This window comes from Specibacter sp. AOP5-B1-6, from assembly GCF_052376555.1.
Lineage (GTDB): Bacteria > Actinomycetota > Actinomycetes > Actinomycetales > Micrococcaceae > Specibacter.
This window is the reverse complement of the sequence record NZ_JBQSVT010000010.1, coordinates 92,775-117,004: the sequence shown is the minus strand read 5'-3', so window position 1 is coordinate 117,004 and position 24,230 is coordinate 92,775. Positions and strand designations below refer to the sequence as shown.

Here is a 24,230-nt window from a genome sequence, read left to right as displayed (position 1 = left end):
GAATCATGTCTGGTCACAATCACTCCCACGCGGGCGCCCCCGGCGAAAGCCACCAGGGCCGCATTGCCGTTGCCCTGGGAATCACGCTCGTGGTGTTTGTCTTCCAGGTCATCGGCTCCATCCTGACCGGCTCGCTGGCGCTGCTCTTTGACTCGGCCCACGTCCTCACCGACGCCGGGGGACTGGCCATGGCGTTGCTGGCCGCCCGGCTGATGACCCGCCCGGCAACCAGCAAACGCACCTGGGGATTTGCCCGTGCGGAGGTGCTTGCCGCAACCGCGCAGGCCGCGGTGCTTCTCGCCGTCGGACTCATTGTTCTGGTGGAAGGCGTGCAAAGACTATTCAAGCCCACCGACATCGCCTCCAATGAAATGATCGTCTTCGGGGCCATCGGCCTGCTCGGCAACATCGTGTCCATGTTTGTGCTGATGGGCGGGCGCAGCAAGAACTTCAACATGCGGGCCGCGTTCCTGGAGGTCGTGAACGACGCGCTCGGCTCCGTGGCCGTGATTGTGGCCGCGATCGTGATTTCAACAACCGGCTGGATGCAGGCCGACGCGGTGGTGGCCATGCTCATTGGCGCCTTGATCCTGCCGCGCACCGTGAAGCTGCTGCTGGAGACCATCAGCGTCCTGCTTGAGTCGACGCCGTCGGGCCTTGACCTGGACGACGTCCGCAGCCACATCCTGGGCATCGACCACGTGCGCAGCGTCCATGACCTGCACGCAAGCCAGATCGCCACGGGCCTGCCCATCCTGTCGGCCCACGTGGTGGTTGACGACGAATGCTTCCACGACGGCCACGCGCCGCAAATGCTCGACGCCCTCCAAACCTGCGTCGCGGGGCACTTCAAGGTCAGCATCGAGCATTCAACGTTCCAGCTCGAGCCGGCAGGCCACGCCGACCACGAACTTGGCGCCCACCACTAACGAGCCGGTGGGGCAATTTCGCTTTCGCGTCGGGAACTCAACGCTTGGCCGGCCTGCAGCTCAACTGGCATGGGCATCAAGCAGATCAGGCTTGGCGGCCGTCGCATTCTTGTAGAGCGGGGCGGTCACTGTCCAGACGCCGCCCTCGACTCCAGCCGACAGTGTGCCGCCCAGCAGCTGCATGCGCTCGCGGAGACCGATCAAGCCAAAGCCGCCTTTCAAGGCCGCGTTCCCTTCGGTGGGCTCGGCGATCGCGTTGGATACGACCCACTGGATTTTTTCTCGCGATCCCAAGACTTGCAGGGTCACTGTGCGGTCTGTCCCTCGTGAGGCATGTTTGAGGATGTTCGTGATGGGCTCTCGCACCACCGGGGCCAACCCAGCCTGGATTGCCCTCGGGATTACTGGCACGTCTCCATTAATATCCTTGGGCACGTGAAAGCCCTGCGGTTCCAGTGTCAGCATTCCATTCTCGATTTCCACGGAGAGAACCTGATCTGAAACAGCAATTGGCTCCGAATCCGCCCGGGCATCGGGGCTTGTGAGAACTCGCAGAACGGTCCGCATGTCGTCCATGGAAAGAAACTGCCCAACCGTCCCAAATGCCGGCTGGCCTCACTTTTGGAGTATGGATTCCACGGGCGTAATAGGATTATGTAAATGAAATCGCCGTGGGTATCCCTTGGTTGCTGTGGGTTCCCCTTGACGAATTCCGCTGCGACTCCCGCAAATCTTCCCGCACGTGATTGCAGCTGGTAGGTTCATCACATGAAGGCCTTCCGTTACATCTATGCAGCCATACTCGTTCTCAATATCGCTTTCTGCTTGTTTCTCGATATTTCCTTTTGGCAAAAACTTTTCATCTTGGCCTGGATTGCCGCGCCACTGGTCGTTAATGAGTACCAGCTAAACAAAAAATCCAACGAAGCTGCAGAACAGGCTGCTCATTCCTCGAACTCGGTGCAGGATAAAATTCTGCATAACTATCGGGAACGCATCTAAGTGGCATGGCCGCAATAACATTTTTACGGGGGCTACATGGGGAATTCGGTTAGGAGATGACGCCGTCCACGAGCGCCTTCGCCTCGGCCTGGACCTGGGCCAGGTGCTCGTCGCCCTTGAACGACTCGGCGTAGATCTTGTACACGTCTTCGGTGCCGGAGGGGCGGGCCGCGAACCAGGCATTTTCGGTGGTGACCTTCAGCCCGCCGATGGCTGCCCCGTTGCCGGGTGCCTCCGTCAGTTTGGCGGTGATGGTTTCACCGGCCAGGGAGGTGGCGGTGACGTCGGCCGCGGACAGCTTGCCGAGTGCCGCCTTTTGCTCGCGGGTCGCGGCGGCGTCAATGCGGGCGTACGACGGCGCCCCAAAGCGGTCTGTCAGCTCACCATAGTGAACCGAGGGGGACTTGCCCGTTACTGCAGTGATTTCCGAGGCGAGCAGTGCCAGCAGGATGCCGTCCTTGTCGGTGGTCCAGACGGAACCATCCTTTTTCACGAAGGAGGCGCCGGCCGATTCCTCGCCGCCAAACACGCCTTCGCCGGAGAGCAGTCCCGGCACGAACCACTTGAAACCGACGGGGACCTCCACGAGCTGGCGGCCGAGGTCGGCTGCCACCCGGTCAATGATGGAGGAGGACACCAGCGTCTTGCCCACACCGGCCGTCGCGGGCCACTGCGAACGGTGCGTGTACAGGTACTGGATGGCCACGGCCAGGTAATGGTTGGGGTTCATCAGCCCGGCATCGGGGGTGACGATCCCGTGGCGGTCGGCGTCGGCGTCGTTCCCCGTGGCGATGTCATAGGGTGCGCCGGCCTTGAGCTTGTTGATCAGCGAGGCCATCGCCGACGGTGAGGAGCAGTCCATGCGGATCTTCTCATCCCAGTCCAGCGTCATGAACGCCCACTGCGGATCAACAGTGGGGTTGACCACCGTCAGGTCCAGGTGGTGCCGTTCGCCGATCTCGCCCCAATAGTCAACGGAGGCCCCGCCCATGGGGTCGGCGCCAATGCGCACGCCGGCGGCCCGGATGGCGTCCAAGTCCAGGACCGAGGGCAGGTCGTCCACGTAGCCGGAGAGGAAATCAAATTTGTCCGTGGTGGCGGCGGCCATGGCCTCTTTCAGCTGCACCCGGCGTACGCCGCGCAGTCCGCCTTCCAGAAGCTCATTGGCGCGGTTCGCGATCCAGCCGGTGGCGTCGGAATCCGCCGGGCCGCCGTGCGGGGGGTTGTACTTGAAACCGCCGTCGCCGGGCGGGTTGTGGGACGGGGTCACCACAATGCCGTCGGCCAGCGCATCGGTGCGGCCCTTGTTGTGGCTGAGGATTGCGTGCGAGACAGCCGGAGTCGGTGTGTAGCCATGGCGGGCGTCTATCAAAACCTCGACGCCGTTTCCCGCCAACACTTCGAGGGCGGTGTTTTGCGCGGGCTCGCTCAAGGCGTGTGTGTCCTTGCCCATGAACAGCGGGCCGGTGATGCCCTGTCCTGCGCGGTACTCAACAATGGCCTGGGTGATGGCGGCGATGTGACCCTCATTGAAGGAGGCCTTCAGTGAGGAACCCCTGTGCCCCGAGGTGCCAAAGGCGACACGCTGCGCCGGATCACCAAGGTCCGGGGACACGTCGTAGTAAGCATCCAACAACGTGGAAAGATCAACAAGGTCCTGGGGAAGGGCAACAGTGCCCGCGCGGCTAGCCATGCTCACAGCATGCCAGAGCGGGAGCCAATTTTGCACCTGCTGCCCATACTTTGAACTAAATTTCGGGTTTGACTCCCTGCTGTCCGCAAATGCTGCACTACGATGGGAGGCAACTTTACCTCGTACCTTTCCCGCGCCGCGGGCACAACTTGCAGCAGGAGCCAGCAGTGTCGAATCAACCGGACCAGCCACAGCCCCACACGGGACACCCCGAAGGTTACGTGCCGCCGGGGTACATTGCTCCGCCTGTGGCGCCGTACCAGGATGCCCAATACCAGGCAGATCAATACCAGGCGCCGCAGGAACAGGTGCCCCAGCAACAGGCAGCCCAATACCCGACGCCCCAGTACCAGGCACCCCAGTACCCGGCGCCGGCTTCGCAGGGCGTGTACAACGGCCAGAACCAGCAGTTCCAGGCTCCGCAGGCGTCCCTTACGCCCAGCAGTTCCCGAACCCGCAGGGCCCGCAATACGCCGCACCCACCTATTACCAGGGCGGCCCGGGCTACATGGAGGCCAACAGCGGCCCCCGCGGGCTGAGTTTGACCAGCATGATCATTGGCCTGGCATCCCTGGTGGTGGGTTTTGGATTCTTGCTGATCCCACAGATCGTCGGCGTCATCCTGGGCCACCTGGGATTGGGCCGGGAGAACCCGCAGGGTCGTGCCTTCGCCGTCACCGGCTTGATCACCAACTACCTGGCACTGCTCATCTTTGGCGGGCTTTACGCCTTGATGTTCATCGGCATCATGAGCTCAGGATCCTATTAGAGGCCAAGTATCGCTTCAACTTAATCGCCTTAACCCAAGCGGCACCCACACAACGCCAAAGCGAAGTGTGGGTGCCGCCGTCGTACCTGAAGAAAATGCTGCAGCACGGGGGAGAGCGCTACATGACGCCGGCCATCAGCTTCTTGATGGGCTTCTTGACCGCGAACAGCAGGACACCGAACACAATCGAGACCAGGCCGATGACAAGGAAATAGGGGGTCTCATCGGCGGGGTCGTACCACTGGGCCAGAACCCCCGACATGGCCGTGCCAAGCGACACGGACAGGAAGAACAAGGCCACCATCTGGGTCTGGAATGCGGCGGGCGCCAGCTTCGTGGCCAGCGACAGGCCCACGGGGGAGAGCATGAGCTCCGCGACCGTGAACAGCAGCAGGATGAAGACAATGGCCATCATCGGCACGGCGGCCATGCCGGCGAACGGGATGAAGGACAGGTAGGCCAGGCCCATCACGACAAGCGCCACCGAGAATTTCACGGGCGTGCCGGGCTGGCGCGGGCCCCACTTGGTCCAGACCGCCGCAAACACACCGGCCAGGACGATGATGAACACCGGGTTGATGGAGGTGACCCAGCTGGCCGGGATCTCCCAACCGAGGATGCTGCGGTCAAGGCGCTTGTCGGAATACAAGGCGATGACGGTGAACTGCTGCTGGAACAGCGACCAGAACACGGCGCTGGCAAGGAACAGCGGCATGAACGAATACACGCGGCTGCGCTCGGCGCCGGTCACCGTCTTGTTCGCCAGGATCACGGCAAAGTAAGCGATCGTGGCCAGAATGACCACGGCCACGATGATCCATTTGAGGTTCTCGGCCGTGATGAGCTTCAGGGCCACGGCTGCAACGATGAGCACGACGGCGGCACCGGCCAGGGCGCCGACCTTGCCGTACTGCGACTTGGGCAGCGGGTTGGCGATCCGGTGGGCGGACTCGGGCAGGTTCTTGCGTGTCAGCCCATACTGGAGCAGGCCGAAGCCCATGCCGACGGCCGCGGCGGCGAAGCCGATGTGGAAGCCCCAGGTGACCTGCAGCCAGCCAGTGGCCAGCGGGCCGATGAGCCCGCCAATGTTGATGCCCATGTAAAAAATGGAGAAGCCGGCGTCGCGCCGGTCGTCGTCCTTTGCATACAGGGTGCCCACGAGGGACGTGGCGTTGGCCTTCAAACCGCCGGAGCCCACACCAATGAGGATCAGGCCGGCCGTGAGGCCCGCCGCTCCGGGCAGCAAGGCCAGCGACAGGTGGCCGGCCATGATCATGATGGCGCTGTAGAACAAGACCTTTTCCGAGCCCATCAGGCGGTCGGCAACCCAGGCGCCAAGAATGGTGGACAGGTAAACACCGCCGCCGTAGGCGCCGACGATGCCGAGGGCCGTGCCCTCGTCAATGCCGAGGCCGCCCCGGGTGACCGAGTAGTACATGTAGTACGCCAGGATCCCCTGCATGCCGTAGAAGGAGAACCGCTCCCACAGCTCAACGCTGAAGAGGTTCAGCAGCATTTTCGGCTGTCCGAAGAAGGATGTGTCGCGCGTAATTGGGGGTGCCTTGGCCGATTCGGCGGGGCTGTTTTGTGAACTCACAAAACCAATTTTTGCACTACTGTCACGGATCGTCACATTGGGGCCCCGCGAACGGGGCTACCCTTAACCAGTATTGATCTTTAGCGCCAAGGAGAAAACACATGTCAGACATCATGAACGTCACCGTTTCCGAACTGGGTGGAGATGCGGTGATCCTGGATGTCCGTGAAGACTATGAGTGGGAAGCCGGACATGTTGACGGCGCCATTCACATTCCCTTGGAGCAGCTTCCGGCACGCCTGGAAGAGCTTGACCCCGACGTTGACTTGAATGTCATCTGCCGGACCGGCGGACGTTCCTTCCGGGCCACCACGTGGTTGAATCAAAACGGTTACAGTGCCTTCAACGTCGTTGGCGGCATGGGTGCCTGGTTTGAGGCCGAAAAGCCCATGGTTTCCGCCACCACGGAAGCTCCGCGCGTCCTCTGATTCCGCGGGCCTTGATTCATTGTTCGCATCAACTTCTCAGACAGGTCATCGATGATTTCCGTGCCCAATGACGACGCCCTGCCCCTGACGTTTCTTGGGCCCGAGGGGACGTTTACGGAGGCTGCCCTGCTGCAGGTTCCAGGCGCCGTGGACATGGCACGGGTTCCCTCGACCAACGCAGCCGCCGCGCTGGCCAAGGTGCGTTCCGGGGAAGCGTTTGCGGCCATGCTGCCCATCGAGAACTCCATTGAGGGCGGCGTGCCGGCAACCCTGGATGCCATTTCCAAGGGGATGGAGCTGCGCATCCTGCATGAAGTGGTGGTGCCGGTGAGCTTTGTGCTCGTGGCGCCCGCCGGTGTCGGGCTGGCAGACATCACCGCCGTGGGCACCCACCCGCACGCCTGGGCGCAAACACGCGACTGGTTTGGCGGACACCTGCCCCTGGCCAGCCATGTGCCGGCAAATTCCACGGCGGCCGCCGCCCACGCCCTGCTGGCCGGCACCGACGCGTTCCAAGCCGCAGTGTGCGCCCCCCTGGTTGCCGAGCAAACCGGACTGAACATCTTGGCCGCAGGCATCGAGGACAACCTCGGTGCCGTCACCCGGTTTGTGCTGGTGGGCCGGCCCGGCTCCCTGCCCGAACCGACGGGTGCCGACAAGACCACCCTGGCCATTCCCCTGCCGGAGGACCACCCCGGGGCGCTGATGGCCATTTTGGAGCAATTTGCCAGCCGCGGCGTGAACCTGAGCCGCATTGAATCCCGGCCCACCGGACAGTTCCTGGGCCACTACATTTTCAGTGTCGATGTGGACGGCCACATCCGGGATGCCCGCGTGGCCGATGCGCTGCGGGGCCTGCACCGGGTCAGCCCGGACATGCGCTTCCTGGGGTCGTATCCGCGGGCTGACCAGCAGCCGCCGCTGATCCGCCCCTACAACTCGGATGCAGCCTTCGGCGACGCTTCCGCGTGGGTGGAATCGCTGCTGGGATAGCTCCCCGGCGGGTGCGGAACTCCGTGGCTGGCTTGATGGGGGCTGGCAACGGCTTCGCGGGGCTTGGCCACGGTTTCATGGGGATTTGCCGCGGCGCGCCGCTTTCGCTGCGGGACACGCAAGCCTATGCTTGGCGTATCTGAACGTAAGCAGTTTTTTTGCGGGCTGAACCACTGGCCCAACAGGGAAGAGGCGAGTCAACCATGAATCCGCACGCAGGCGAGAACAGCAGCCAGGACGGCACCATTGTCAACCACGGCCGTGACGAGGGCCGTGACACGTCAGTGGGCGATGAGGGCGACGACGCCAACGAACTGCGCTTTGACGAAGAAGCACGACTCATCCGGGAACAGTCACACCGCCCGGAAACGGACTGACCCGCCGAGACGTTGCGTCGGGCCGCACGCCGTCGTATCAGGTGGCGGGGTCCTACGCCGGGTTGTTCGGCGCGGCAACCCGCACCAGCACCGCTTTGGGTTCCACACTGACCTTGACGGACGTGGCCGGTCCCGACGGGTCGCCGTCGATCTGTGTTTCCACCGGCATGACGGTGCGGATCGTCAGGTTCTGCGAACGGTAAAAATCAATGACCGGCAAATGGTTCTTGTGCTGGAACACCACCTTGCCCGCCATCGCCAACCAGCCCAGGGCGCTGCGGGGGCTGACAACCACAATGTCCAGAACGCCGTCGTCAATCAAGGCATTGGGCACAAAGTCAATGCCGCCCGGGAGCAGGCCGCAGTTGGCGAACATGACCGAACGGACCTTGCGCTGCTGGGCCGGCTCGTCGTCGAGGGCGATGCTCACCTTTTTGCGCGGTCCCGCCATGTGGCGCAGCCCCGCCTCGCTGTAGGCCAGCCAGCCGACATGCTGCTTCAGCTTGGAATTGGTGTCGTTCATGACATCGGCATCCATGCCCAGCCCGGCAATGACCATGAAGGAATGCCTGGAAACGGAGCCGGTGATCTCGTTTTCAATTTCCATCAGCCCGGCATCGATGTGGCGTTGGTGCCCAAACAAGGCAACCTGGACGCTGCCGGCAATGTCCGTGACATCCAGGTGCAGATTGCGGGCCAGCAAGTTCCCGGTACCCAGCGGGACAATGGCCAGCGGCACCTCGGTGCGGCGCAGGGTCTGGGCAACGGCGCGTACGGTTCCGTCGCCACCGCCCACAATGACGACGTCGGCCTTGGCCTCCAGGGCGGCCCCGGCCATGGCGAATCCCGGGTCCTCAGCTGTGGTTTCCAGGAATATGGGGGCGGGCCAGTCGGCCTTGGACACGGACCGGGTGATCAGCGCCTTTGCGTCGTTGACCCCATTTTTGGTGGGGTTGTAGATGAAGACCACCTGCTGTTTTGCCAGATGAATCTTGTGCGGGGAATCCGCCACAGCGCTGCGCGTGTGCTTTTGTGCGAGCTTGCGGACCCCCAGCCAGCTGATGGCAATAACGAGCACAAGGATGACCACAATAATGGCTACAAGAAGTTCAGTTGGCATGATTCACCAACCATATCCCGTGAAGTTGCATTGATTCGATAGGCTTAGGGCGTGATCGATGTACGAGACCTCTGCGAAAATCCCGAAAATTACCGTGCCAGCCAGCGTGCGCGCGGTGCCGAACCGTCTGTGGTGGACGCCATCATCGCCGCCGACAGCTCCCGGAAGTCGGCGATCACCTCCTTTGAGGCGTTGCGGGCCGAACAAAATGCCTTTGGCAAAAAGGTGGCCAAGGCCAAGGGTGAGGAAAAGCAGGCCCTCCTCGCCGAGGTCAAGGAGCTTTCTGCCGCTGTCAAGGCAGCCGGTGCCGCCTCCGACGCGGCCAGCGCCGAGCAGGATGCCCTGGTCCGCAGCATTCCCAACCTTGTTTCCGACGGCGTACCCGAAGGCGGCGAGGACGACTTTGTGGTGCTCAAGACTGTTGGCACGCCCCGCGAATTCCCCGACTTTGAGCCCAAAGACCACCTTGAAATCGGCGAACTCATTGGCGCCATCGACATGGAACGCGGCGCCAAGGTCTCCGGTTCACGCTTCTACTTCCTCAAGGGAGTGGGCGCCCGCCTGGAAATGGCGCTGCTGCAGCTGGCCATGGACCAGGCCATCGAAGCCGGCTTCACACCCATGATCACCCCCACGCTGGTGCTGCCCGAGACCATGGCCGGCACCGGTTTTGATGTGGAGCACGACGCCGAGATCTACCGTCTCGCTGACGACGACCTGTACCTTGTTGGCACCTCCGAGGTGGCCCTTGCCGGCTACCACGGCAATGAAATCATCAATGTTGACGAGCCCGTGCGTTACGCCGGCTGGTCGTCCTGCTACCGCCGCGAGGCCGGCTCGCACGGCAAGGACACCCGCGGCATCATCCGCGTGCACCAGTTCAACAAGGTGGAAATGTTTGTTTACACCGCTGTTGAAAAGGCTGCCGAGGAGCACCAGCGCCTGCTCGCCTGGGAAGAGGAAATGCTGGCCAAGGTGGAGCTGCCCTACCGTGTCATCGACACCGCTGCCGGCGACCTGGGCCTTTCCGCCGCCCGCAAATTCGACTGCGAGGCATGGGTCCCCACCCAGGACGCCTACCGTGAGCTGACGTCCACCTCCAACTGCACCACCTTCCAGGCCCGCCGCCTGAACATCCGTGAGCGCCAGGTGGCAGAAGACGGCGGCAAGGGCAGCACCCGTGCGGTTGCCACGCTCAACGGCACGCTTGCCACGACGCGCTGGATCGTTGCCATCCTGGAACACCACCAGAACGCCGATGGCTCGGTCAACGTCCCCGTCGCCCTGCGCAAATACCTGGGCGGCATGGAAGTGTTCCCGGTCCTGTAATTCCCAGGCCGTCTGCGGTTTGCCTGAACGCCGGGTTAATACTCACACTGTGCAAACAGCTGTGGGTATTAACCCGGCGTTCACGGCTTTAACAGTCAAAATATGTGCCAATGTCAGGCCAGTCTGTTTCACTGGAGATATGACTATGACAGTAAACAATGCAATCTCCGGCATCGATGACCGGACCAATGAAACCACCAAGTACCTTGTTGCCCTTGACGTGGACGGCACACTTGTCGACCATGACGGCATCATGACGGACGAAGTCCGGGACGCTGCGCGGGCCATCATCGACGCGGGCCACCACGTCGTCATCGCCACCGGGCGCTCCCTGGGCGCGCTGCTTCCCATCGCGGAGATGCTCGGCCTGCGCAGCGGCTACGGAGTGTGCTCCAACGGCGGTGTGACCATCCGCCTCGACCCCGAACTGGCTGACGGCTACGAGATCATCGAACGCGTGACCTTTGACCCGGCGCCAGCGCTGAATGCCTTGCGGGACGGTGTTCCCGGGGCCCGCTTCGCCCTTGAAGACGACGAAGGCAACTTCCTGTCAACGTCACGCTTCCAGGACGACAGCTTTGGCATCGAGGCCCGCGGCGTCGACTTCGGGCACCTGCTGCAGGCGAAGGCCGTCCGGGTGGTCGTCAACAGTGCCGAGGCAACCACCCAGGAGTTCGCCGATGCCATTGCCGCAGCGGGCCTGCACGGCGTCACCTACGCCATCGGCTGGAGCGCCTGGCTCGACATTGCCGCCGAAGGCATCACCAAAGCATCGGCGCTGGAAGTGGTGCGCGCCTCCCTGGACGTGGACTGTGCCCTGACGGTGGCCGTTGGCGATGGCTCCAATGACGTTGAAATGCTGCGCTGGGCTGCCCGCGGCGTGGCCATGGGCCAGGCAGGGGACGATGTGAAGGCTGCGGCCGATGAGGTGACGGCTTCCGTATACGACGACGGCTGCGCCGCCGTCCTGCGCAGCCTGGTCTAGTCCCAGCCGCCCGCTCCCTTAAGAGCGACCTTGGTGCAGGGCCTTCGTTTCGGTTTTGTCAATGCTTACATGGTGTTTGCGTTCCGTCTCCGAACCGACGCCGTTGATGGCGTCCAGCACGGCATTGAGCGGCATCAGTGGGAACAGGACCGTGCGCAGGAACATGAGCCATCCGTTGCGCCAGAATCCGGGGGCCGAGCCGTCCCGCAGTTTCACCAGCCGGGTGCCGGCCAGAAGCGTGCCAAGGGTGTTCCCGCCGGCACAGCAGAAGCCGTAAAACCAGGGGAACAGCAGCCACAGCGTGATGCCCACAAAGATGCCGGCTCCGATGCTTCCAGAGCCCTTGGTGGCGCTGGCGGCAACAGCGATGACCGGCACAAGCACCACCAGCATGTCCACCGCCCATGCGGCAACGATCCTGCGGTCCGTGGCGCGCACACCCCAACTGCCGTTGCGGAAGGGCGCGGTGCGGTTTCCGCTCCAGGCACCGATTCCGACCTGGGGCGACTGGGCGGGCGCGGTCACTGCAGTCCCTTCTCCACGAGGCCGGCGACGGCCTCGTGGGCCGTTGCCGCCGAGACCGGAGCCAGATCAAGTTTCACAGCGCCGTCCACGAGGTCTGACGACAGCGACAACAGCTGCCCGGCTGTTGTATACAGCGTGTAGTTGGCGAACGTTTCTTCCAGCAGGCTCACGCCCGTGATCGAGGTGACGCCCAGGGCGCCTGCCAGGACGGTGCCGGCCTGCTGCTGGAACTCCTCAACCGTGAACGAGGAGGGTTCCCCGTCCGCCGATTCCAGGCCGGCCGCATTGGCCAACTCCATGATGTGCCTGGGGAAATCGGCGCGGGCGGCCAGCATGAACGTGTGGGAGCCTGCGTTGTCCAACAGTTCTTCAAGGACCACGTCGCCATGGACGTAGCCGTACAGCCACACGGTTCCGGTCTCTTTTTTCAGCTCGGCCGTGACGATCCGTTCCCCGGTGCGCCGCAGTGCCATGACGCCGGTGATCTCCTCGTTGGCGGCTAGGCCGCTGGGCTGCAGGTCCTCACCAAGGATCTGCGGAAACGCGGCGCCGCTGGTGAGCAGGCCGCGCAGCGCCACATTGCATGCCAATTCCCGCTGATCTTGGTGCTCATCCAGCCAGGGCAGGGCAGTCATCTGTTCACGGTTGATGCCGTCCAGGGCAACGATGGCTTCATCGGTAAGCGTGGGAAGCTGGAAGTCCGGATCGTCGATGCGTCCCAGCACGGATTGGGCGCAGTTGTAGTCGCGCTCGGTCCACGTGATCTCAGGCTGTTCTGTCATGCGAAAAGCCCTCCAAGGCTCTTGACGGGATTGGACAGGAAGTCCTTGGCGCCGTCCACGGCGCCGCTGACGGCATTCTTTGCTCCATCAGCTACGTTACCAACCGCCGTCGTGGCACCCTTCCAGGCCTTGCTGGTTGTGTCTCCGATCCACTTTCCGGCGGCCTTGCCCCATTCGCTGTCGGCAATCATGTTGCCCAGAGCCCAGCCACCGGCAATGACGCCCGCGCCCACCAGCACTGCGACACCCACGGGGTTCGCTACGGCGCCGACAGCGATCAGAATGGACCCGGCCCCGCCTATGACGCCAAGTCCGCCGGCGATGCGGTCGCCGACCCCGCGCCATCCCTCGTGCCCGGGATCAAACATGTCTCGGATTCCGCTGTAAATACCGAGCGGGGCAAGAATCGGTCCGGCAAACCGCCCAAAGGCGCCAGCCAGTTTTCCGGCCTTGCCCAGGAACTGGCCTGTTGCGCCAAGCTTGCCCAGCAGGCCGCCCTCGGCCTGGAAGGTCTTGAAGGCGTTGTACGCCTGGCCAAACTGCTTCCACTGCTTGCCGGCGAGGAACTTGGCGTGGTCCTTGAAGTTGGCAATGAAGCCCTTGATTCCCAGGCCGATCCCTGTCGCCTTCCCGCCAAGCCCCAAGAATTCGAGGGTCTTGTCAATGAAGCTCTTGTCGTCGGCATTTCCTCCTCCGCCGGAGCCGCCGCTGCCGTCCATGCTTCCTGCGGAACTTGCCGTTTCCTGCTCCTGAGCGTTCTTGCGCAGCAGGTCTGCCGCCTCCTGCAACGACCGCGACGTCGCCGCAAGGGTCGGGCGGTGCGAGGAGTTCCAGGTTTGCCGGAACCGCTCGGCGTCCGGCCCCCGCCAGCCGCGGGGCTCGTTCACCGCGCTGGAGAGCGCCCGGGCCTGCTGAATCAGGGCGTGGGAGGCCTTGTCCATGGTCTTGGCGAAATCGCGCAAATCTGCGATGTCTGCACCTAAAAATCCGTCCACAGCAGTCCGTTCTGGTATGCGGCCCAGCCGCGTCCGGCACCAACCGGGCAATACCCGGGGGTGAAGTCAACAGCCGCCAGTCTATTGGCAGGGCAGTTGCCTTGCCATGGGCAGAACTGACCATGCAGGAGCCGCCTGCATCAGTCCAACGCGGTTTTGGTGGTCAGCACGAAGGGCGGCAGGGCCTGCCCTGAGATTTGTCCGGCGCCAGGAACCCGGGCATTGCGCATGGCATGTTGGATGGCGTGAATCAGCGTCGCGGGGTCATCGGCCGATTCAAAGGCCCAGAACGCCACGGGCGGAGTGCTGTCGCCAGTGGTGAGGCCATTTGGTTCGTGGCTGCCTTGGAAAACAACAGCAAAACGGCCACGCAATCCCAGCTTTGTGAGCTCCTTGGCCGCCAGCCGTGATGTTGGGCTGGAACCGTCCTGGGTTGTCACGGCCCGGATTGAGGCAGGATTCACCGTGTGCCACGGAAAAACGCGGGTACCGGCCTTTTGCACGTAGGAGGTGACGATCCCGCCGTCGAACACGAGCAGCTTGCGAAAGGCGAACGCAAAGGTGATGGCCCACAGCACCAGCCCCGTCAGGGCGGAAACAACGATGAACATGGGGATGTTCTCAAAACGGTCCGGCGTGCGGGTGGAGCGGGGGCTGCCAATGAACTCACCGATGACGCCGTAGATAAATCCGATGGCCAGGCAGGGCAGGAGCCAGCTCCACCGGATCCGCCGGGTTGAGGCGATGTACACAAGATTTCCCAGTTTGGGCCCCACCCGCTTTTCCGCGCGACGGACCAGCCAGTTACGGCCGTCCATCGGGTGCCGTCCCGTAGAGGTTGGGGAGGTCTGCGCGGGAGCGGGCGTCGGCTTCCGTCTCGGCCCGGGCGGCTCCCTCTTCACGGGCAATCAACGCTGCATCCGCGACCGGCGGATGCCCCAGAGCTATCCCGGAGTCGAGGTCAAACGGGATGTAGCCGGGGTCGTGCTCCGAGCCACCGTCAAACAAACTGGCAATCAGGATCACGACGTAAAAGGGGAAGAACGACCACAGGATTGCCCGCCAGCCGCCAATCCATGGCCCCGAGATGGTGCCGTCCTTGATCCGCACGCTGCGCATATGTGCGGCCCGGTCACCGGGCAGGCCCCACTTGCCCCAGATCATCCCGTAGATGTACAGCGCCGGGAACCAGGCCAGGGCGATCAAGACAATAAAGAAGCTGTCTTCGGGAGCATAATCCCGCAGTGCCGCACTGCTTTCCATGACCACCTGCACCACGACCAGAAGCAGTGAAAACAGCAGGAACGCGGCAAGGAACACGGCACTATCCAAGATGCGGCCCCAGAAATGGCGGGTCGCAGTGGCGCGCACATAGTAGTGCCCGGTCACGGTGTACTGCCGCACCGGGCGGCCGGTCAGGGAGTCCGCCAACCGGGTTGGGCCAGCAAAATTGGAGTTCTTGGACATGCCTGCCTCACAGGGAAAATATCGGACGGGGCAAGTCTAGGCTGAACCAACACAGCGCCGCGATGGGCTGAACTGCCCGGCGTCGTCTTTCCCGGGGGAAAGCAAAAGCGGCGCTCCCCGGGAAAGGGGAGCGCCGCCGTCGTGCTTAAGGCCGGAGTAATCAAATCTGAGGCTTAAATCAGTGGCCTTCGGTTGCTTCGAAGCGCTTGATGGAAGCTTCCAATTCCGCCTCGGCGGCGGCGCGGTCGGCCCAGCCCTCGGCCTTGACCCATTTGCCGGGCTCCAGGTCCTTGTAACGCATGAAGAAGTGCTCGATCTCCTTGACCAGGAATTCGTCCACGTCGGAGAGTTCCTGGATGTGGTCAAAGCGCTTGTCGTCAACGACACACAGCACCTTGGCGTCGCCGCCGCCGTCGTCGGTCATGTTGAACACGGCGATGGGGCGGGCGTCAACAACCACGCCGGGGTGCAGGTCAAAATCCTGCAGCATGACGAGGGCGTCCAGCGGGTCGCCGTCTTCGCCAAGCGTGTTGTCGAAGAAACCGTAATGGGTGGGGTACGCCATGGAGGTGAACAGCACGCGGTCCAGGCGGACGCGGCCGGTCTCGTGGTCAACTTCGTACTTGACGCGTGATCCGCGGGGGATCTCGATGGTGACGTCGTGCTTCATCGTTAGGCTCCTCAATCATGGTTTGCGCGGCCGGACGCGGCCTTGCGCAGGAATTCCGTCTAGTATGAGGATATAGGCGCTTTCCTTGCGCTAAAAACCCGTCCGGAACTTCCGGGCATATTATTGCCCAAATCCTGCCCTTGATTGTGCCGGGACCAGTCGCGAAGGAACTGCCTGCTCTATGGGACGCACGTCTAAAGCATTGACGGGCGGTTTGCTGATTTGTGCATTGGCAGCCGTGAGTGTTCCGGTCGGCCTGCAGGTGGTCCCCGCGTTCCTGCCGCAGGATCCGGCCGCCGTTGCCGTCCTGCCCGCAGCCCAGGCCGCTCCCACCTCCCTCGGCGAAATCTCCGGCGTGGGCCCGCTGGATTCCACGGCACCCCTGCCCGATGCGGACAAGCTGTCCGCCGGTTTGGACAAGGCGTTGATGTTCGACGGCGAGGGCACCTTCAGCATGTACGTCGCCGACGCCCTGACAGGCGAAGAACTCTTTTCCCAGGACGGCCAGGCGGCAAGGACTCCCGCCTCAAACCTGAAGCTGCTCACAGCGGGCGCCGCGCTCAGGACCCTTGGCACCGACGCCAGGTTCAGCACCGAGGCGGTGGCCGGATCCAGCCCCAATGAGATTGTGCTGGTGGCCGGCGGCGACTCCCTGCTCACCGCCGGTGCCGGCGCGGACGACTCCGCCATGGGGCACGCAGGCCTTGCGACCCTGGCAGGACAGACGGCCAAGTCGCTGGCAGGCGCCGGGGCCAAGGGGCCGGTGACCCTGACCATTGACGACTCCTTGTTTACCGGACCCGCGCTGAACCCGAAATGGGCCGACGGCGATGTGGATGCCGGTGAAATCGCCCCCATCTACCCGATGGCACTTTACGCGGGGCGCTTTGCCCCGGAAGTTTTGACTGGTCCGCGGCCCCAGGATTCGGCCGTGGCCGTGGCGGAGGCGTTTGCGCAGGCGCTTGAGGATGCCGGGGTGGCCACGACGGGCGCCATCACCCGGGGCAAGGCACCCGCCGCCGGCGGCGATGCTGCCGGCGGTGCGGATGCGAGCCAAACCGGGGCAGCGCAGTCTGGAACGGCAAAGTCTGGATCAGTGCAGCCAGGTGCGGTATTGGGTTCCGTGGAGTCCGCCACCGTCGCTGAGCAGACCCAGTACATGCTGTCCGAGTCGGACAACTATGTGGCGGAGGTCCTTGGCCGCATGGTGGCTGTGAAGATGGGCAAGGCCGCAAGCAACAGCGGCGCAGTGGCGGCCGTTCGCCAGGTGGCCGGCGAGCTGGGGATGCCCATGGACAGCATTGTCACAACTGACAATTCCGGCCTGGCCGCGGGGAACCTGATCAGCCCGCAGCAGTTGGTGAAGATGCTGTCCCTGATGCTGGCAGATCCCGCAGCCGACATTGGCCAGGCCCTTCCCGGGCTGCCCGTCGCCGGTCTCACAGGATCCCTGGAACACCGTTTTGTGACGGCGCCGGCACTTGACGGTGCCGGGCTGGTGCGTGCCAAGACAGGTTCCTTGAACCTGGTGACGTCCCTGTCCGGCTACGTCGTCAATTCCGAAGGGCGCCTGCTGGTCTTTTCCATCCTCGGCAACGGACTCACCGGCGGTGCCATTGCGGCCCGCCCCGTCCTTGACGCAGCCGCGGGCGTTCTGGCTTTGAGCTAGCGCCTGCGAACGGGCCGCCCGTCACCCGGCCAGTGCCTTTTCCAGGGTGTCGCCGCGCTGGGTGAGGTAGGTGCCAAGGGTCTTTGATTTCTCCGCAATCTCCTCCTGGGTCAAGCCGTCGCTGGCCGGTATCGACTCGGTGATGGTGGTCAGCAGTGATTGTGCGGTTCCATCGGCAAACACCTGGACATAGATCTCCTGGTATGCGGAGTCATAGGGCTTCTTGAAGGTATCCGACGCCACCCATGGACAACGATTCGTCCGGGCTGGCTGTGGCATTGCCGCTCAGCGCCATGTTGAGGTCCCACGAGATGACCGAGATCTTCTTCGTCGTCAGGTCGCAGCTGAGGTAGTAGTTTTGGCCGGGCCCGGCCATGTCGTCGGAGTTGGCCAGCAGGTTTTGGGTGGCCGTGTACTTGGCAAAGGAGTCCGCATCCACCCAGTCGGCCAGTCGGCGTCAAAGGTGGCGTCCTGGGTGTCAGTCGTGTTGAGCTGCTTGAACTGGTCCTCATACACCGAGAGGTCCTCACCCTGGTAGCTGAAGCTTGATTCCGCGCCGGCCTTGAAGACCACGCTGTCGCCATCATCGATGCTTTCCCCATAAGACTCATCGGGGTTCTCCAGCAGCAGACGCGTCTGGGTTGCCGAGCCATTCATCGAATAGGTTGTGCAGGCGTAGCGCTGGGTGGGCTGGTCCGTGGCTGCCATCCGGGTGCGACAGCGGCGGCAGGTCTGTGAAGGAATTCCGCGGCGTCTGCGTCATCGATCCATGCCTTTCGTGATGGCGGGCCCGGGAAGGGCTTGCGGTTGGTGATTGCCACGGTAGTTGCCCGGCGCGTGATTGCCGTTGAAATACCAATCAGCGTTTCTCAGTGTGGCTGACGAGTCTAAGCCGCCTCTATCCCCTTGCTGTGTGCCGGCTGTGAACCGCCAGCACGCTGTCAGGGATTTGTGGTCTGATGGTATCCATGACTCCGCAGCGCAGCCCCGCAACGAAACCGCCCACATCCAATGGCATGGTCAATTGGGAACTTGCCGCCAGGACGGCAGCCAACCTGGCCCCCGCAGGCCCTGCGCTGAACGGGTCCGAAATTTCCGAGGCGGTGGACAAGCTGCGTGCCGCGGCCGAAAAATCGGTCCCGTACGTCCACGAAATCAGCCGGCTTGAGGCTGCCAGGGACCTGCACGACTCCGAGGTGCTGGTTGTTGACAGGGCCTCCTGGGCCAAAGCCAACACACAAAGCTTCGCCGTCATGATGGATCCGGTGCTGCGGGCAGTGGCCGCCAAGCAAGACCAGTCGGCACAGGGGAACCGGAAAGTGCCGGGGACAGGGGCAAATCCGTCGTCCGGGAGTGCCGGAACGGCCTTGAGTGCCACTGTCACGGGCGCCCAGTTGGGTGGAGCGTTGGCGTTCCTTTCCAGCAAGGTCCTAGGCCAGTACGACCCGTTCGCCGCCATGGCACCGACTGCCTCGGAGCGGGCGCAGGCGTCGGGCGGGCGCCTGCTGCTTGTCGCGCCCAACATCATCACGGTCGAGCGCGACCTGAAAGTGGACCCTGCCGATTTCCGGCTCTGGGTATGCCTGCATGAGCAGACGCACCGGGTTCAGTTTGCGGCAGCACCTTGGCTGCGGCACCACATGCTCGGTGAGATTGAGAAGCTGGGCGCCTTGTTGGTGGGGGACTCGGAGAACTTTGGTGAACGCCTCCTGCAGTCAGCCAAGCAGCTCGGGCGGCCCGGAGCACGCAGCAAAGATGCGGCGCTGGAGAATCCCAGCCGCGGCGGCGTCCTGGACCTGCTGCAAAACCCGGACCAGAAGGCGGCGCTGTCCCACCTGACGGCAGTCATGAGCCTGCTTGAGGGGCACGCCAATGTGGTCATGGACGGCGTGGACCAAAGCATTGTGCCGACGGTCCGCACCATTCGGCAACGGTTCAACAGCCGCGGCAAGGACCGGGGAGCCATTGAAAAGTTCTTCCGAAACCTGCTTGGACTGGACGCCAAAATGCGCCAGTACAGCGACGGGGCCAAGTTTGTTCGGGACACGGTCGCGGTGGTTGGCATGGACGGCTTCAACAATGTGTGGACACAGGCGGAAAATCTGCCGACGGAACCGGAAATTCACAATGCCCGGCTCTGGGTTGAACGGATGGGCCTGTAAATGGACCCCTCGACCGCCTCGCCGGCGTCGACCCCCCGCGGGCCGCGCGGGCGCCTCGACCCGACAGTTGGAAAGGCCCGTGCCATGGTGGGCGGGCTGATGGGCTTAAAAACCACCGGCAGGAACCGGCCTGTGGACAACCCGCCGCTGGTGCTGGTCGGCTGCAGCGGCGGCCCTGACTCGCTGGCCTTGGCGGCCGTGTGCGCGTTCTTCGCCAGGCGCGGCGAGGTGCGTGTCGGCGCCGTCGTCGTTGACCACCAAATGCAGGCCGGCAGTGCCGACGTCGCCCGGTCCACCGCCGCCGCGCTGCGCGGCCTGGGCCTTGACCCGGTCGTGGTCAGGAGCGTTGACTTGGCGCACGACGGCGCCGGTCCGGAAGCAGCCGCCAGGGCAGCACGCTTTGCGGCGCTTGAGGCGGCGGCACATGAAATGGGCGCCCGCCACGTCTTGCTTGGACACACCCTCGACGACCAGGCGGAGTCGGTGCTGCTGGGACTCGCCCGCGGGTCCGGGACACGCTCCCTGGCTGGCATGCGCGAACGCCGAGGCATGTACCTGCGCCCCTTTTTGGGACTGCGCCGGGATGAGACGTTGGCCATATGCGAAGCCTTGGACCTCACGCCGTGGCATGACCCGGCCAACCAGGACCCGGCATATCTGCGGGTCAGGGTCCGCAACGTTGTCATCCCCCATCTCAACGCCGAACTCGGGCCGGGCATTGCCGAATCGCTGGCCCGCTCCGCCAATATTTTGGGCCATGACGCCGACTTCCTCGATGAGCTGGCAGGCGTTGAATACGAGAAGTTGGCGGTCCGCGGTCCCGCGGAAAACGGCCGATCCGAGGAAATTCTGCTGTCCGAAGACGGGCTCAGGGGATTGGCTCCGGCCCTAAAGATGAGAGTGTTGGCGCTGGCCGTCGTCGAACTTGGCGGTGCCCAGCCAAGCCTTGAGCGGCTGGCTGCGGCAGAAAAACTGTTGGCCAGAACGGGCTCCGCGGGCCCGGTGCAGTTGGCCGGAAAAGTCAGTGTGTTCAGGATTTCACGCAACCAGGGTGTTCCCCACGACGGCCCTGGCTATGGGAAGCTAGTTCTTAGACGCAGCACATAAGCGCCGCACAGTACTAAAACCAGTAACAAAACCTTCACAATCAGGAGTCATTGGTGGATTCACAAGACGTCCATGCCGATCTTAAGCACGTTCTTTATACCAAGGAACAAATCCAATCACGCGTCGCCGAACTGGCCGCACAGATTGATGCCGACTACCAGGACCGCGATGTCCTGCTCGTCGGTGTACTCAAGGGCGCCGTCATGGTGATGGCGGATCTTTCCCGCGCCCTGCACAGCCACGTCACCATGGACTGGATGGCGGTGTCCTCCTACGGTTCCGGCACCCAGTCTTCCGGTGTGGTTCGGATCCTGAAGGACCTCGAAACCGACCTGATGGGCAAGCACGTGCTGATCGTCGAAGACATCATCGACTCCGGCCTGACCTTGTCGTGGCTGCGCGCCAACCTCATGTCACGCGGGCCTGCTTCGGTTGAAATCTGCACCCTGCTGCGCAAGCCTAAAGCCGCGAAGGTCGAGATCGACGTCAAGTACGTCGGCTACGAGATCCCGAACGAATTCGTTGTTGGCTACGGCCTGGACTTCGCCGAGAAGTACCGCAACCTCGACTTCATCGGCACCCTGTCACCGCATATTTACGAGTAACACCCGCCGCAGGCGCCTGTTTTCCCGTGCGGGATTTTCCCGGTACGGGATGCGGGCACACGGTGGCTTGACGGTACGGCGCCAGGCTGCGCCGTACCGTCATTTAACGGCAAAATCCTGGCCAAACGGACAATTCGTTATGCCCTCAGGGAACTAAAGGCAATTCCCGTACGTGTAGCAAGGCGAACGGTGTAAAGCTATTAGCCGGGGACGTGTCGGAAGCGTCTTGTAAAAGTATGAATTGGTTGAGCGGGAGGGACGAGGCCTGGCCTCGAACACATGAAAGTCAAGAAACTCTTCAAAGGTCCATTTGTCTGGATCATTGTGGTGGTTGTGCTCATCGGGGCCGGCCTCTTCACACTGACTGGCAGCGGGACCAGCCGCATTGGAACGTCTGAAGCCCTGGACCTGCTCAAAACCGACAAGGTTGTCTCGGCCAAGATCTTTGGTTCCGAGGGCCGGGTGGACATGGTCCTCAAGGACGACTACACCACGGTTGAAGACCGCAAGGCCGGTAAGAACGTCCAGTTCTACTACGGCAGCTACCGGGCAACGACCATGGTCGACGCCATTGACAATGCGAAGCTGAAAACGTTCGATGACCAGCCGGCGTCGAACAACTTCTGGTCAAGCATGCTTTCGCTGCTGATTCCCTTCGTCTTGATCGGCTTGATCTTCTGGTTCCTGTTCTCCCGCATGCAGGGCGGCGGCAACAAGGTCATGCAATTTGGCAAGTCAAAGGCCAAACTGATGACCAAGGACCACCCGCAGGTGACGTTCCACGATGTTGCCGGCGCGGATGAGGCGGTGGAGGAACTCCACGAAATCAAGGACTTCCTGCAAAACCCCGACAAGTTCACTGCCGTTGGCGCCAAGATCCCCAAGGGTGTGCTCCTCTACGGCCCTCCCGGAACCGGTAAAACTCTGCTGGCCCGAGCGGTTGCCGGCGAAGCGGGCGTGCCGTTCTACTCCATCTCCGGCTCGGACTTTGTGGAGATGTTCGTCGGCGTGGGCGCCTCCCGTGTCCGCGACCTCTTCGAACAGGCCAAGACGAACTCCCCGGCCATCATTTTTGTTGACGAGATCGACGCCGTCGGCCGTCACCGTGGTGCCGGCATTGGCGGCGGCAACGACGAACGCGAGCAGACACTCAACCAGCTGCTCGTGGAAATGGACGGCTTTGACGTCAAGACGAACGTCATCTTGATTGCCGCCACCAACCGCCCCGACGTGCTTGACCCGGCACTGCTGCGCCCCGGCCGTTTTGACCGCCAGATTCCCGTCGAGGCCCCCGACCGCCTGGGCCGCGAGCAGATCCTGCGGGTGCACGCCGCGGGCAAGCCCATGGCCCCCGGCGTTGACCTGAACGCCGTTGCCAAGAAGACGCCCGGCTACACGGGTGCCGACCTGGCCAACGTACTCAACGAGGCCGCGCTGCTGACTGCCCGCTCCAACGCGCAGCTCATCGATGACCGCGCCCTGGACGAGTCGATCGACCGGGTCATGGCGGGGCCGCAGAAGCGCACCCGCGTCATGAAGGAACTTGAACGCAAGATCACCGCCTACCACGAGGGCGGGCACGCACTTGTGGCCGCCGCCATGCACAACACGGCGCCGGTCACCAAGATCACCATCCTGCCGCGTGGCCGCGCCCTGGGCTACACGATGGTTGTTCCCGAGGACGACAAGTACTCGATTACCCGCAACGAACTGCTGGACCAGATGGCCTACGCCATGGGCGGCCGTGTCGCCGAGGAAATCGTGTTCCACGACCCGTCCACGGGTGCCTCGAACGACATTGAAAAGGCCACCGCAACTGCCCGGGCCATGGTCACCCAGTACGGCATGAGCGAGCTCATCGGCGCCGTCAAGCTTGGTGCGGGTGCGGGGGAGCCGTTTGTTGGCGGCGGTGGCGGCCACGAACGTGACTACTCCGAATCGGTTGCCGCCCTGGTTGATGGAGAAGTGCGCAAGCTCATCGACCAGGCGCATGATGACGCCTATGCTGCCGTGATCGCCAACCGCGACATCCTGGACCGGCTGGCCCTGGAGCTGCTGGAGCGTGAGACCTTGAACCAGGCAGAAATTGCCGAAATCTTCACGGATCTCCGCAAACCTGCCGAGCGCAAGGTGTGGCTGTCCAAGGACTCCCGCCCCGTCTCCGACCTGCCCCCCGTCATCACGGACAAGGAGCGCCGCGAGGCCCGGGAAGCGGACCAGCCGGTACCCGAGACTGTTTCGCCCCAGGACCAGCTCGCCAACGCCCACCTTGACGGCGAGATCGATGCCCCGGGCAACCGTCCCGGCATTGAACTGGGCAAGGGTGACACCCCGCAGCTGCCGGGCCAGTAGCGCCTCCGCGATAGGATCACTTCCGTGACTGACTACGACGACGAACCTGACTTCGCTCAGGGCGGCACCACTGGTGCCGCCCCCGAGGTTGACGAGTACAAGGTGGACTTGGCGCGCATTGAGGCGGCTGTCCGCGAGATCCTGTTGGCCATCGGAGAGGATCCGGAACGCAGCGGGCTGCTGGACACCCCCAAGCGCGTGGCCAAGGCGTATGCGGAAGTGTTTTCCGGCATACACCAGGACCCGGCCGAGATCCTGGGCACCACCTTTGACATTGCCCACCAGGAAATGGTGCTCGTGAAGGACATCCCGTTCTATTCCACCTGCGAACATCACCTGGTCCCTTTCCACGGCAGTGCCCACGTTGGCTACATCCCGGGCGTGGACGGCAGGGTCACCGGCCTGAGCAAGCTGGCACGGCTGGTGGATCTTTTCGCCAAGCGCCCGCAGGTGCAGGAACGGCTGACCACCCAGATTGCCGACGCGATCGTTGAGCACCTCAAACCTGCCGGGGCCATCGTCGTCGTCGAATGTGAACACATGTGCATGTCCATGCGTGGCGTGCGTAAACCAGGAGCCAAGACCGTCACCAGTGCGGTACGCGGTTCGCTTCATGAGCCCGCAACCCGGGCCGAAGCCATGAGCTTGATTCTCGGAAGGTAACTAGACACACC

Annotated in this window: 26 protein-coding genes; 14 read left to right on the top strand and 12 right to left on the bottom strand. The window is 63.2% G+C overall.

Going from position 1 to position 24,230, the window contains the following annotated elements; all coding sequences use genetic code 11:
* Nucleotides 1-5: 5 nt before the first annotated feature.
* Nucleotides 6-929, top strand: coding sequence for a cation diffusion facilitator family transporter (locus ACT3TS_RS07325; protein WP_444530842.1), 924 nt, complete (start codon nt 6-8; stop codon nt 927-929).
* A gap of 60 nt (nt 930-989) precedes the next feature.
* Here ACT3TS_RS07325 and ACT3TS_RS07320 read toward each other — a convergent pair whose 3' ends face one another.
* Complete coding sequence (locus ACT3TS_RS07320; protein WP_444530841.1) at nt 990-1,412, bottom strand: hypothetical protein; 423 nt, start codon at nt 1,410-1,412, stop codon at nt 990-992.
* A 285-nt stretch (nt 1,413-1,697) separates the two neighbouring features.
* Here ACT3TS_RS07320 and ACT3TS_RS07315 point away from each other — a divergent pair, with 285 nt between their 5' ends.
* Nucleotides 1,698-1,931 (top strand): hypothetical protein, encoded by a 234-nt coding sequence (locus tag ACT3TS_RS07315; RefSeq protein WP_444530840.1) that lies wholly within the window; start codon nt 1,698-1,700, stop codon nt 1,929-1,931.
* A gap of 49 nt (nt 1,932-1,980) precedes the next feature.
* Here the strand turns inward: ACT3TS_RS07315 and pgm are convergent, their stop codons facing one another.
* A complete protein-coding gene (pgm, locus tag ACT3TS_RS07310) occupies nt 1,981-3,624 on the bottom strand; it encodes a phosphoglucomutase (alpha-D-glucose-1,6-bisphosphate-dependent) (protein WP_444530839.1) in 1,644 nt (547 codons plus the stop codon).
* 508 nt (nt 3,625-4,132) lie between these two features.
* Between pgm and ACT3TS_RS07305 the strand changes: the two genes are divergently transcribed.
* Nucleotides 4,133-4,393, top strand: a complete 261-nt coding sequence (locus ACT3TS_RS07305) for a DUF4190 domain-containing protein (RefSeq protein ID WP_444530838.1) — start codon at nt 4,133-4,135, stop codon at nt 4,391-4,393.
* A gap of 118 nt (nt 4,394-4,511) precedes the next feature.
* Here ACT3TS_RS07305 and ACT3TS_RS07300 read toward each other — a convergent pair whose 3' ends face one another.
* The gene (locus ACT3TS_RS07300; protein WP_444530837.1) at nt 4,512-5,990 is read right to left on the bottom strand and encodes a peptide MFS transporter; all 1,479 of its coding nucleotides are present in this window, start codon (nt 5,988-5,990) and stop codon (nt 4,512-4,514) included.
* Nucleotides 5,991-6,091: 101 nt separating this feature from the next.
* Here ACT3TS_RS07300 and ACT3TS_RS07295 point away from each other — a divergent pair, with 101 nt between their 5' ends.
* From ACT3TS_RS07295 to ACT3TS_RS07285, 3 genes are all read left to right on the top strand, one after another.
* A complete protein-coding gene (locus ACT3TS_RS07295) occupies nt 6,092-6,418 on the top strand; it encodes a rhodanese-like domain-containing protein (protein WP_444530836.1) in 327 nt (108 codons plus the stop codon).
* Nucleotides 6,419-6,469: 51 nt separating this feature from the next.
* Nucleotides 6,470-7,411 carry a prephenate dehydratase gene (gene pheA / locus ACT3TS_RS07290; protein WP_444530835.1) on the top strand — a complete coding sequence of 314 codons (942 nt, stop codon included), beginning with the start codon at nt 6,470-6,472 and terminating at the stop codon, nt 7,409-7,411.
* Between the two features lie 203 nt (nt 7,412-7,614).
* Nucleotides 7,615-7,788 carry a hypothetical protein gene (locus ACT3TS_RS07285; protein ID WP_444530834.1) on the top strand — a complete coding sequence of 58 codons (174 nt, stop codon included), beginning with the start codon at nt 7,615-7,617 and terminating at the stop codon, nt 7,786-7,788.
* A gap of 52 nt (nt 7,789-7,840) precedes the next feature.
* Here ACT3TS_RS07285 and ACT3TS_RS07280 read toward each other — a convergent pair whose 3' ends face one another.
* Nucleotides 7,841-8,908 carry a diacylglycerol/lipid kinase family protein gene (locus ACT3TS_RS07280; protein WP_444530833.1) on the bottom strand — a complete coding sequence of 356 codons (1,068 nt, stop codon included), beginning with the start codon at nt 8,906-8,908 and terminating at the stop codon, nt 7,841-7,843.
* Between the two features lie 51 nt (nt 8,909-8,959).
* On the opposite strand from ACT3TS_RS07280, the gene serS reads away from it, so the two are divergent.
* Nucleotides 8,960-10,237 (top strand): serine--tRNA ligase, encoded by a 1,278-nt coding sequence (serS, locus tag ACT3TS_RS07275; protein WP_444530832.1) that lies wholly within the window; start codon nt 8,960-8,962, stop codon nt 10,235-10,237.
* Nucleotides 10,238-10,376: 139 nt separating this feature from the next.
* The gene (locus tag ACT3TS_RS07270; protein WP_444530831.1) at nt 10,377-11,222 is read left to right on the top strand and encodes an HAD family hydrolase; all 846 of its coding nucleotides are present in this window, start codon (nt 10,377-10,379) and stop codon (nt 11,220-11,222) included.
* Between the two features lie 18 nt (nt 11,223-11,240).
* Here ACT3TS_RS07270 and ACT3TS_RS07265 read toward each other — a convergent pair whose 3' ends face one another.
* From ACT3TS_RS07265 to ACT3TS_RS07240, 6 genes are all read right to left on the bottom strand, one after another.
* Nucleotides 11,241-11,747: an RDD family protein gene (locus ACT3TS_RS07265; RefSeq protein ID WP_444530830.1), complete on the bottom strand. Its 507-nt coding sequence runs from the start codon at nt 11,745-11,747 to the stop codon at nt 11,241-11,243.
* Nucleotides 11,744-12,529, bottom strand: a complete 786-nt coding sequence (locus ACT3TS_RS07260; protein WP_444530829.1) for a hypothetical protein — start codon at nt 12,527-12,529, stop codon at nt 11,744-11,746. Before ACT3TS_RS07260 ends, ACT3TS_RS07265 begins: the two co-directional genes overlap by 4 nt.
* Entirely contained in the window at nt 12,526-13,524 is a 999-nt protein-coding gene (locus ACT3TS_RS07255; protein ID WP_444530828.1) for a WXG100 family type VII secretion target, read from the bottom strand. Before ACT3TS_RS07255 ends, ACT3TS_RS07260 begins: the two co-directional genes overlap by 4 nt.
* 140 nt (nt 13,525-13,664) lie before the next feature.
* Nucleotides 13,665-14,342, bottom strand: coding sequence for a hypothetical protein (locus ACT3TS_RS07250; RefSeq protein WP_444530827.1), 678 nt, complete (start codon nt 14,340-14,342; stop codon nt 13,665-13,667).
* Nucleotides 14,329-14,991, bottom strand: coding sequence for a hypothetical protein (locus ACT3TS_RS07245; protein WP_444530826.1), 663 nt, complete (start codon nt 14,989-14,991; stop codon nt 14,329-14,331). The genes ACT3TS_RS07250 and ACT3TS_RS07245 overlap by 14 nt, the downstream gene beginning before the upstream one ends.
* 178 nt (nt 14,992-15,169) lie before the next feature.
* The gene (locus ACT3TS_RS07240) at nt 15,170-15,661 is read right to left on the bottom strand and encodes an inorganic diphosphatase (protein ID WP_444530825.1); all 492 of its coding nucleotides are present in this window, start codon (nt 15,659-15,661) and stop codon (nt 15,170-15,172) included.
* A 181-nt stretch (nt 15,662-15,842) separates the two neighbouring features.
* On the opposite strand from ACT3TS_RS07240, the gene ACT3TS_RS07235 reads away from it, so the two are divergent.
* A complete protein-coding gene (locus ACT3TS_RS07235; RefSeq protein ID WP_444530824.1) occupies nt 15,843-17,330 on the top strand; it encodes a D-alanyl-D-alanine carboxypeptidase/D-alanyl-D-alanine-endopeptidase in 1,488 nt (495 codons plus the stop codon).
* A 21-nt stretch (nt 17,331-17,351) separates the two neighbouring features.
* On the opposite strand, the gene ACT3TS_RS07230 is transcribed toward ACT3TS_RS07235, so the two are convergent.
* Nucleotides 17,352-17,573: a hypothetical protein gene (locus ACT3TS_RS07230; RefSeq protein WP_444530823.1), complete on the bottom strand. Its 222-nt coding sequence runs from the start codon at nt 17,571-17,573 to the stop codon at nt 17,352-17,354.
* Nucleotides 17,542-17,769 (bottom strand): CotH kinase family protein, encoded by a 228-nt coding sequence (locus ACT3TS_RS07225; protein WP_444530822.1) that lies wholly within the window; start codon nt 17,767-17,769, stop codon nt 17,542-17,544. The genes ACT3TS_RS07230 and ACT3TS_RS07225 overlap by 32 nt, the downstream gene beginning before the upstream one ends.
* Nucleotides 17,770-18,298: 529 nt before the next feature.
* Between ACT3TS_RS07225 and ACT3TS_RS07220 the strand changes: the two genes are divergently transcribed.
* The 5 genes from ACT3TS_RS07220 to folE all read left to right on the top strand — a co-directional run bounded on the left by ACT3TS_RS07220 (nt 18,299) and on the right by folE (nt 24,219).
* Entirely contained in the window at nt 18,299-19,492 is a 1,194-nt protein-coding gene (locus ACT3TS_RS07220; RefSeq protein WP_444530857.1) for a zinc-dependent metalloprotease, read from the top strand.
* The gene (gene tilS, locus ACT3TS_RS07215; RefSeq protein ID WP_444530821.1) at nt 19,493-20,599 is read left to right on the top strand and encodes a tRNA lysidine(34) synthetase TilS; all 1,107 of its coding nucleotides are present in this window, start codon (nt 19,493-19,495) and stop codon (nt 20,597-20,599) included. It abuts the gene before it with no gap.
* 53 nt (nt 20,600-20,652) lie between these two features.
* Nucleotides 20,653-21,204 (top strand): hypoxanthine phosphoribosyltransferase, encoded by a 552-nt coding sequence (hpt, locus tag ACT3TS_RS07210; RefSeq protein ID WP_444530820.1) that lies wholly within the window; start codon nt 20,653-20,655, stop codon nt 21,202-21,204.
* Nucleotides 21,205-21,483: 279 nt separating this feature from the next.
* Complete coding sequence (ftsH, locus tag ACT3TS_RS07205; protein ID WP_444530819.1) at nt 21,484-23,556, top strand: ATP-dependent zinc metalloprotease FtsH; 2,073 nt, start codon at nt 21,484-21,486, stop codon at nt 23,554-23,556.
* Between the two features lie 24 nt (nt 23,557-23,580).
* Entirely contained in the window at nt 23,581-24,219 is a 639-nt protein-coding gene (gene folE, locus ACT3TS_RS07200) for a GTP cyclohydrolase I FolE (RefSeq protein ID WP_444530818.1), read from the top strand.
* Nucleotides 24,220-24,230 lie beyond the last annotated feature (11 nt).

Bases quoted from the DNA above. Each gene is read 5' to 3' on its own strand.
- ACT3TS_RS07325 (WP_444530842.1), top strand. From the start codon at position 6: ATGTCTGGTCACAATCACTCCCACGCGGGCGCCCCCGGCGAAAGCCAC.
- ACT3TS_RS07315 (WP_444530840.1), top strand. From the start codon at position 1,698: ATGAAGGCCTTCCGTTACATCTATGCAGCCATACTCGTTCTCAATATC.
- pgm (WP_444530839.1), bottom strand. From the start codon at position 3,624: ATGGCTAGCCGCGCGGGCACTGTTGCCCTTCCCCAGGACCTTGTTGAT.
- ACT3TS_RS07305 (WP_444530838.1), top strand. From the start codon at position 4,133: ATGGAGGCCAACAGCGGCCCCCGCGGGCTGAGTTTGACCAGCATGATC.
- ACT3TS_RS07295 (WP_444530836.1), top strand. From the start codon at position 6,092: ATGTCAGACATCATGAACGTCACCGTTTCCGAACTGGGTGGAGATGCG.
- pheA (WP_444530835.1), top strand. From the start codon at position 6,470: ATGATTTCCGTGCCCAATGACGACGCCCTGCCCCTGACGTTTCTTGGG.
- ACT3TS_RS07285 (WP_444530834.1), top strand. From the start codon at position 7,615: ATGAATCCGCACGCAGGCGAGAACAGCAGCCAGGACGGCACCATTGTC.
- ACT3TS_RS07280 (WP_444530833.1), bottom strand. From the start codon at position 8,908: ATGCCAACTGAACTTCTTGTAGCCATTATTGTGGTCATCCTTGTGCTC.
- ACT3TS_RS07270 (WP_444530831.1), top strand. From the start codon at position 10,377: ATGACTATGACAGTAAACAATGCAATCTCCGGCATCGATGACCGGACC.
- ACT3TS_RS07260 (WP_444530829.1), bottom strand. From the start codon at position 12,529: ATGACAGAACAGCCTGAGATCACGTGGACCGAGCGCGACTACAACTGC.
- ACT3TS_RS07250 (WP_444530827.1), bottom strand. From the start codon at position 14,342: ATGGACGGCCGTAACTGGCTGGTCCGTCGCGCGGAAAAGCGGGTGGGG.
- ACT3TS_RS07245 (WP_444530826.1), bottom strand. From the start codon at position 14,991: ATGTCCAAGAACTCCAATTTTGCTGGCCCAACCCGGTTGGCGGACTCC.
- ACT3TS_RS07240 (WP_444530825.1), bottom strand. From the start codon at position 15,661: ATGAAGCACGACGTCACCATCGAGATCCCCCGCGGATCACGCGTCAAG.
- ACT3TS_RS07235 (WP_444530824.1), top strand. From the start codon at position 15,843: ATGGGACGCACGTCTAAAGCATTGACGGGCGGTTTGCTGATTTGTGCA.
- ACT3TS_RS07220 (WP_444530857.1), top strand. From the start codon at position 18,299: ATGACTCCGCAGCGCAGCCCCGCAACGAAACCGCCCACATCCAATGGC.
- tilS (WP_444530821.1), top strand. From the start codon at position 19,493: ATGGACCCCTCGACCGCCTCGCCGGCGTCGACCCCCCGCGGGCCGCGC.
- ftsH (WP_444530819.1), top strand. From the start codon at position 21,484: ATGAAAGTCAAGAAACTCTTCAAAGGTCCATTTGTCTGGATCATTGTG.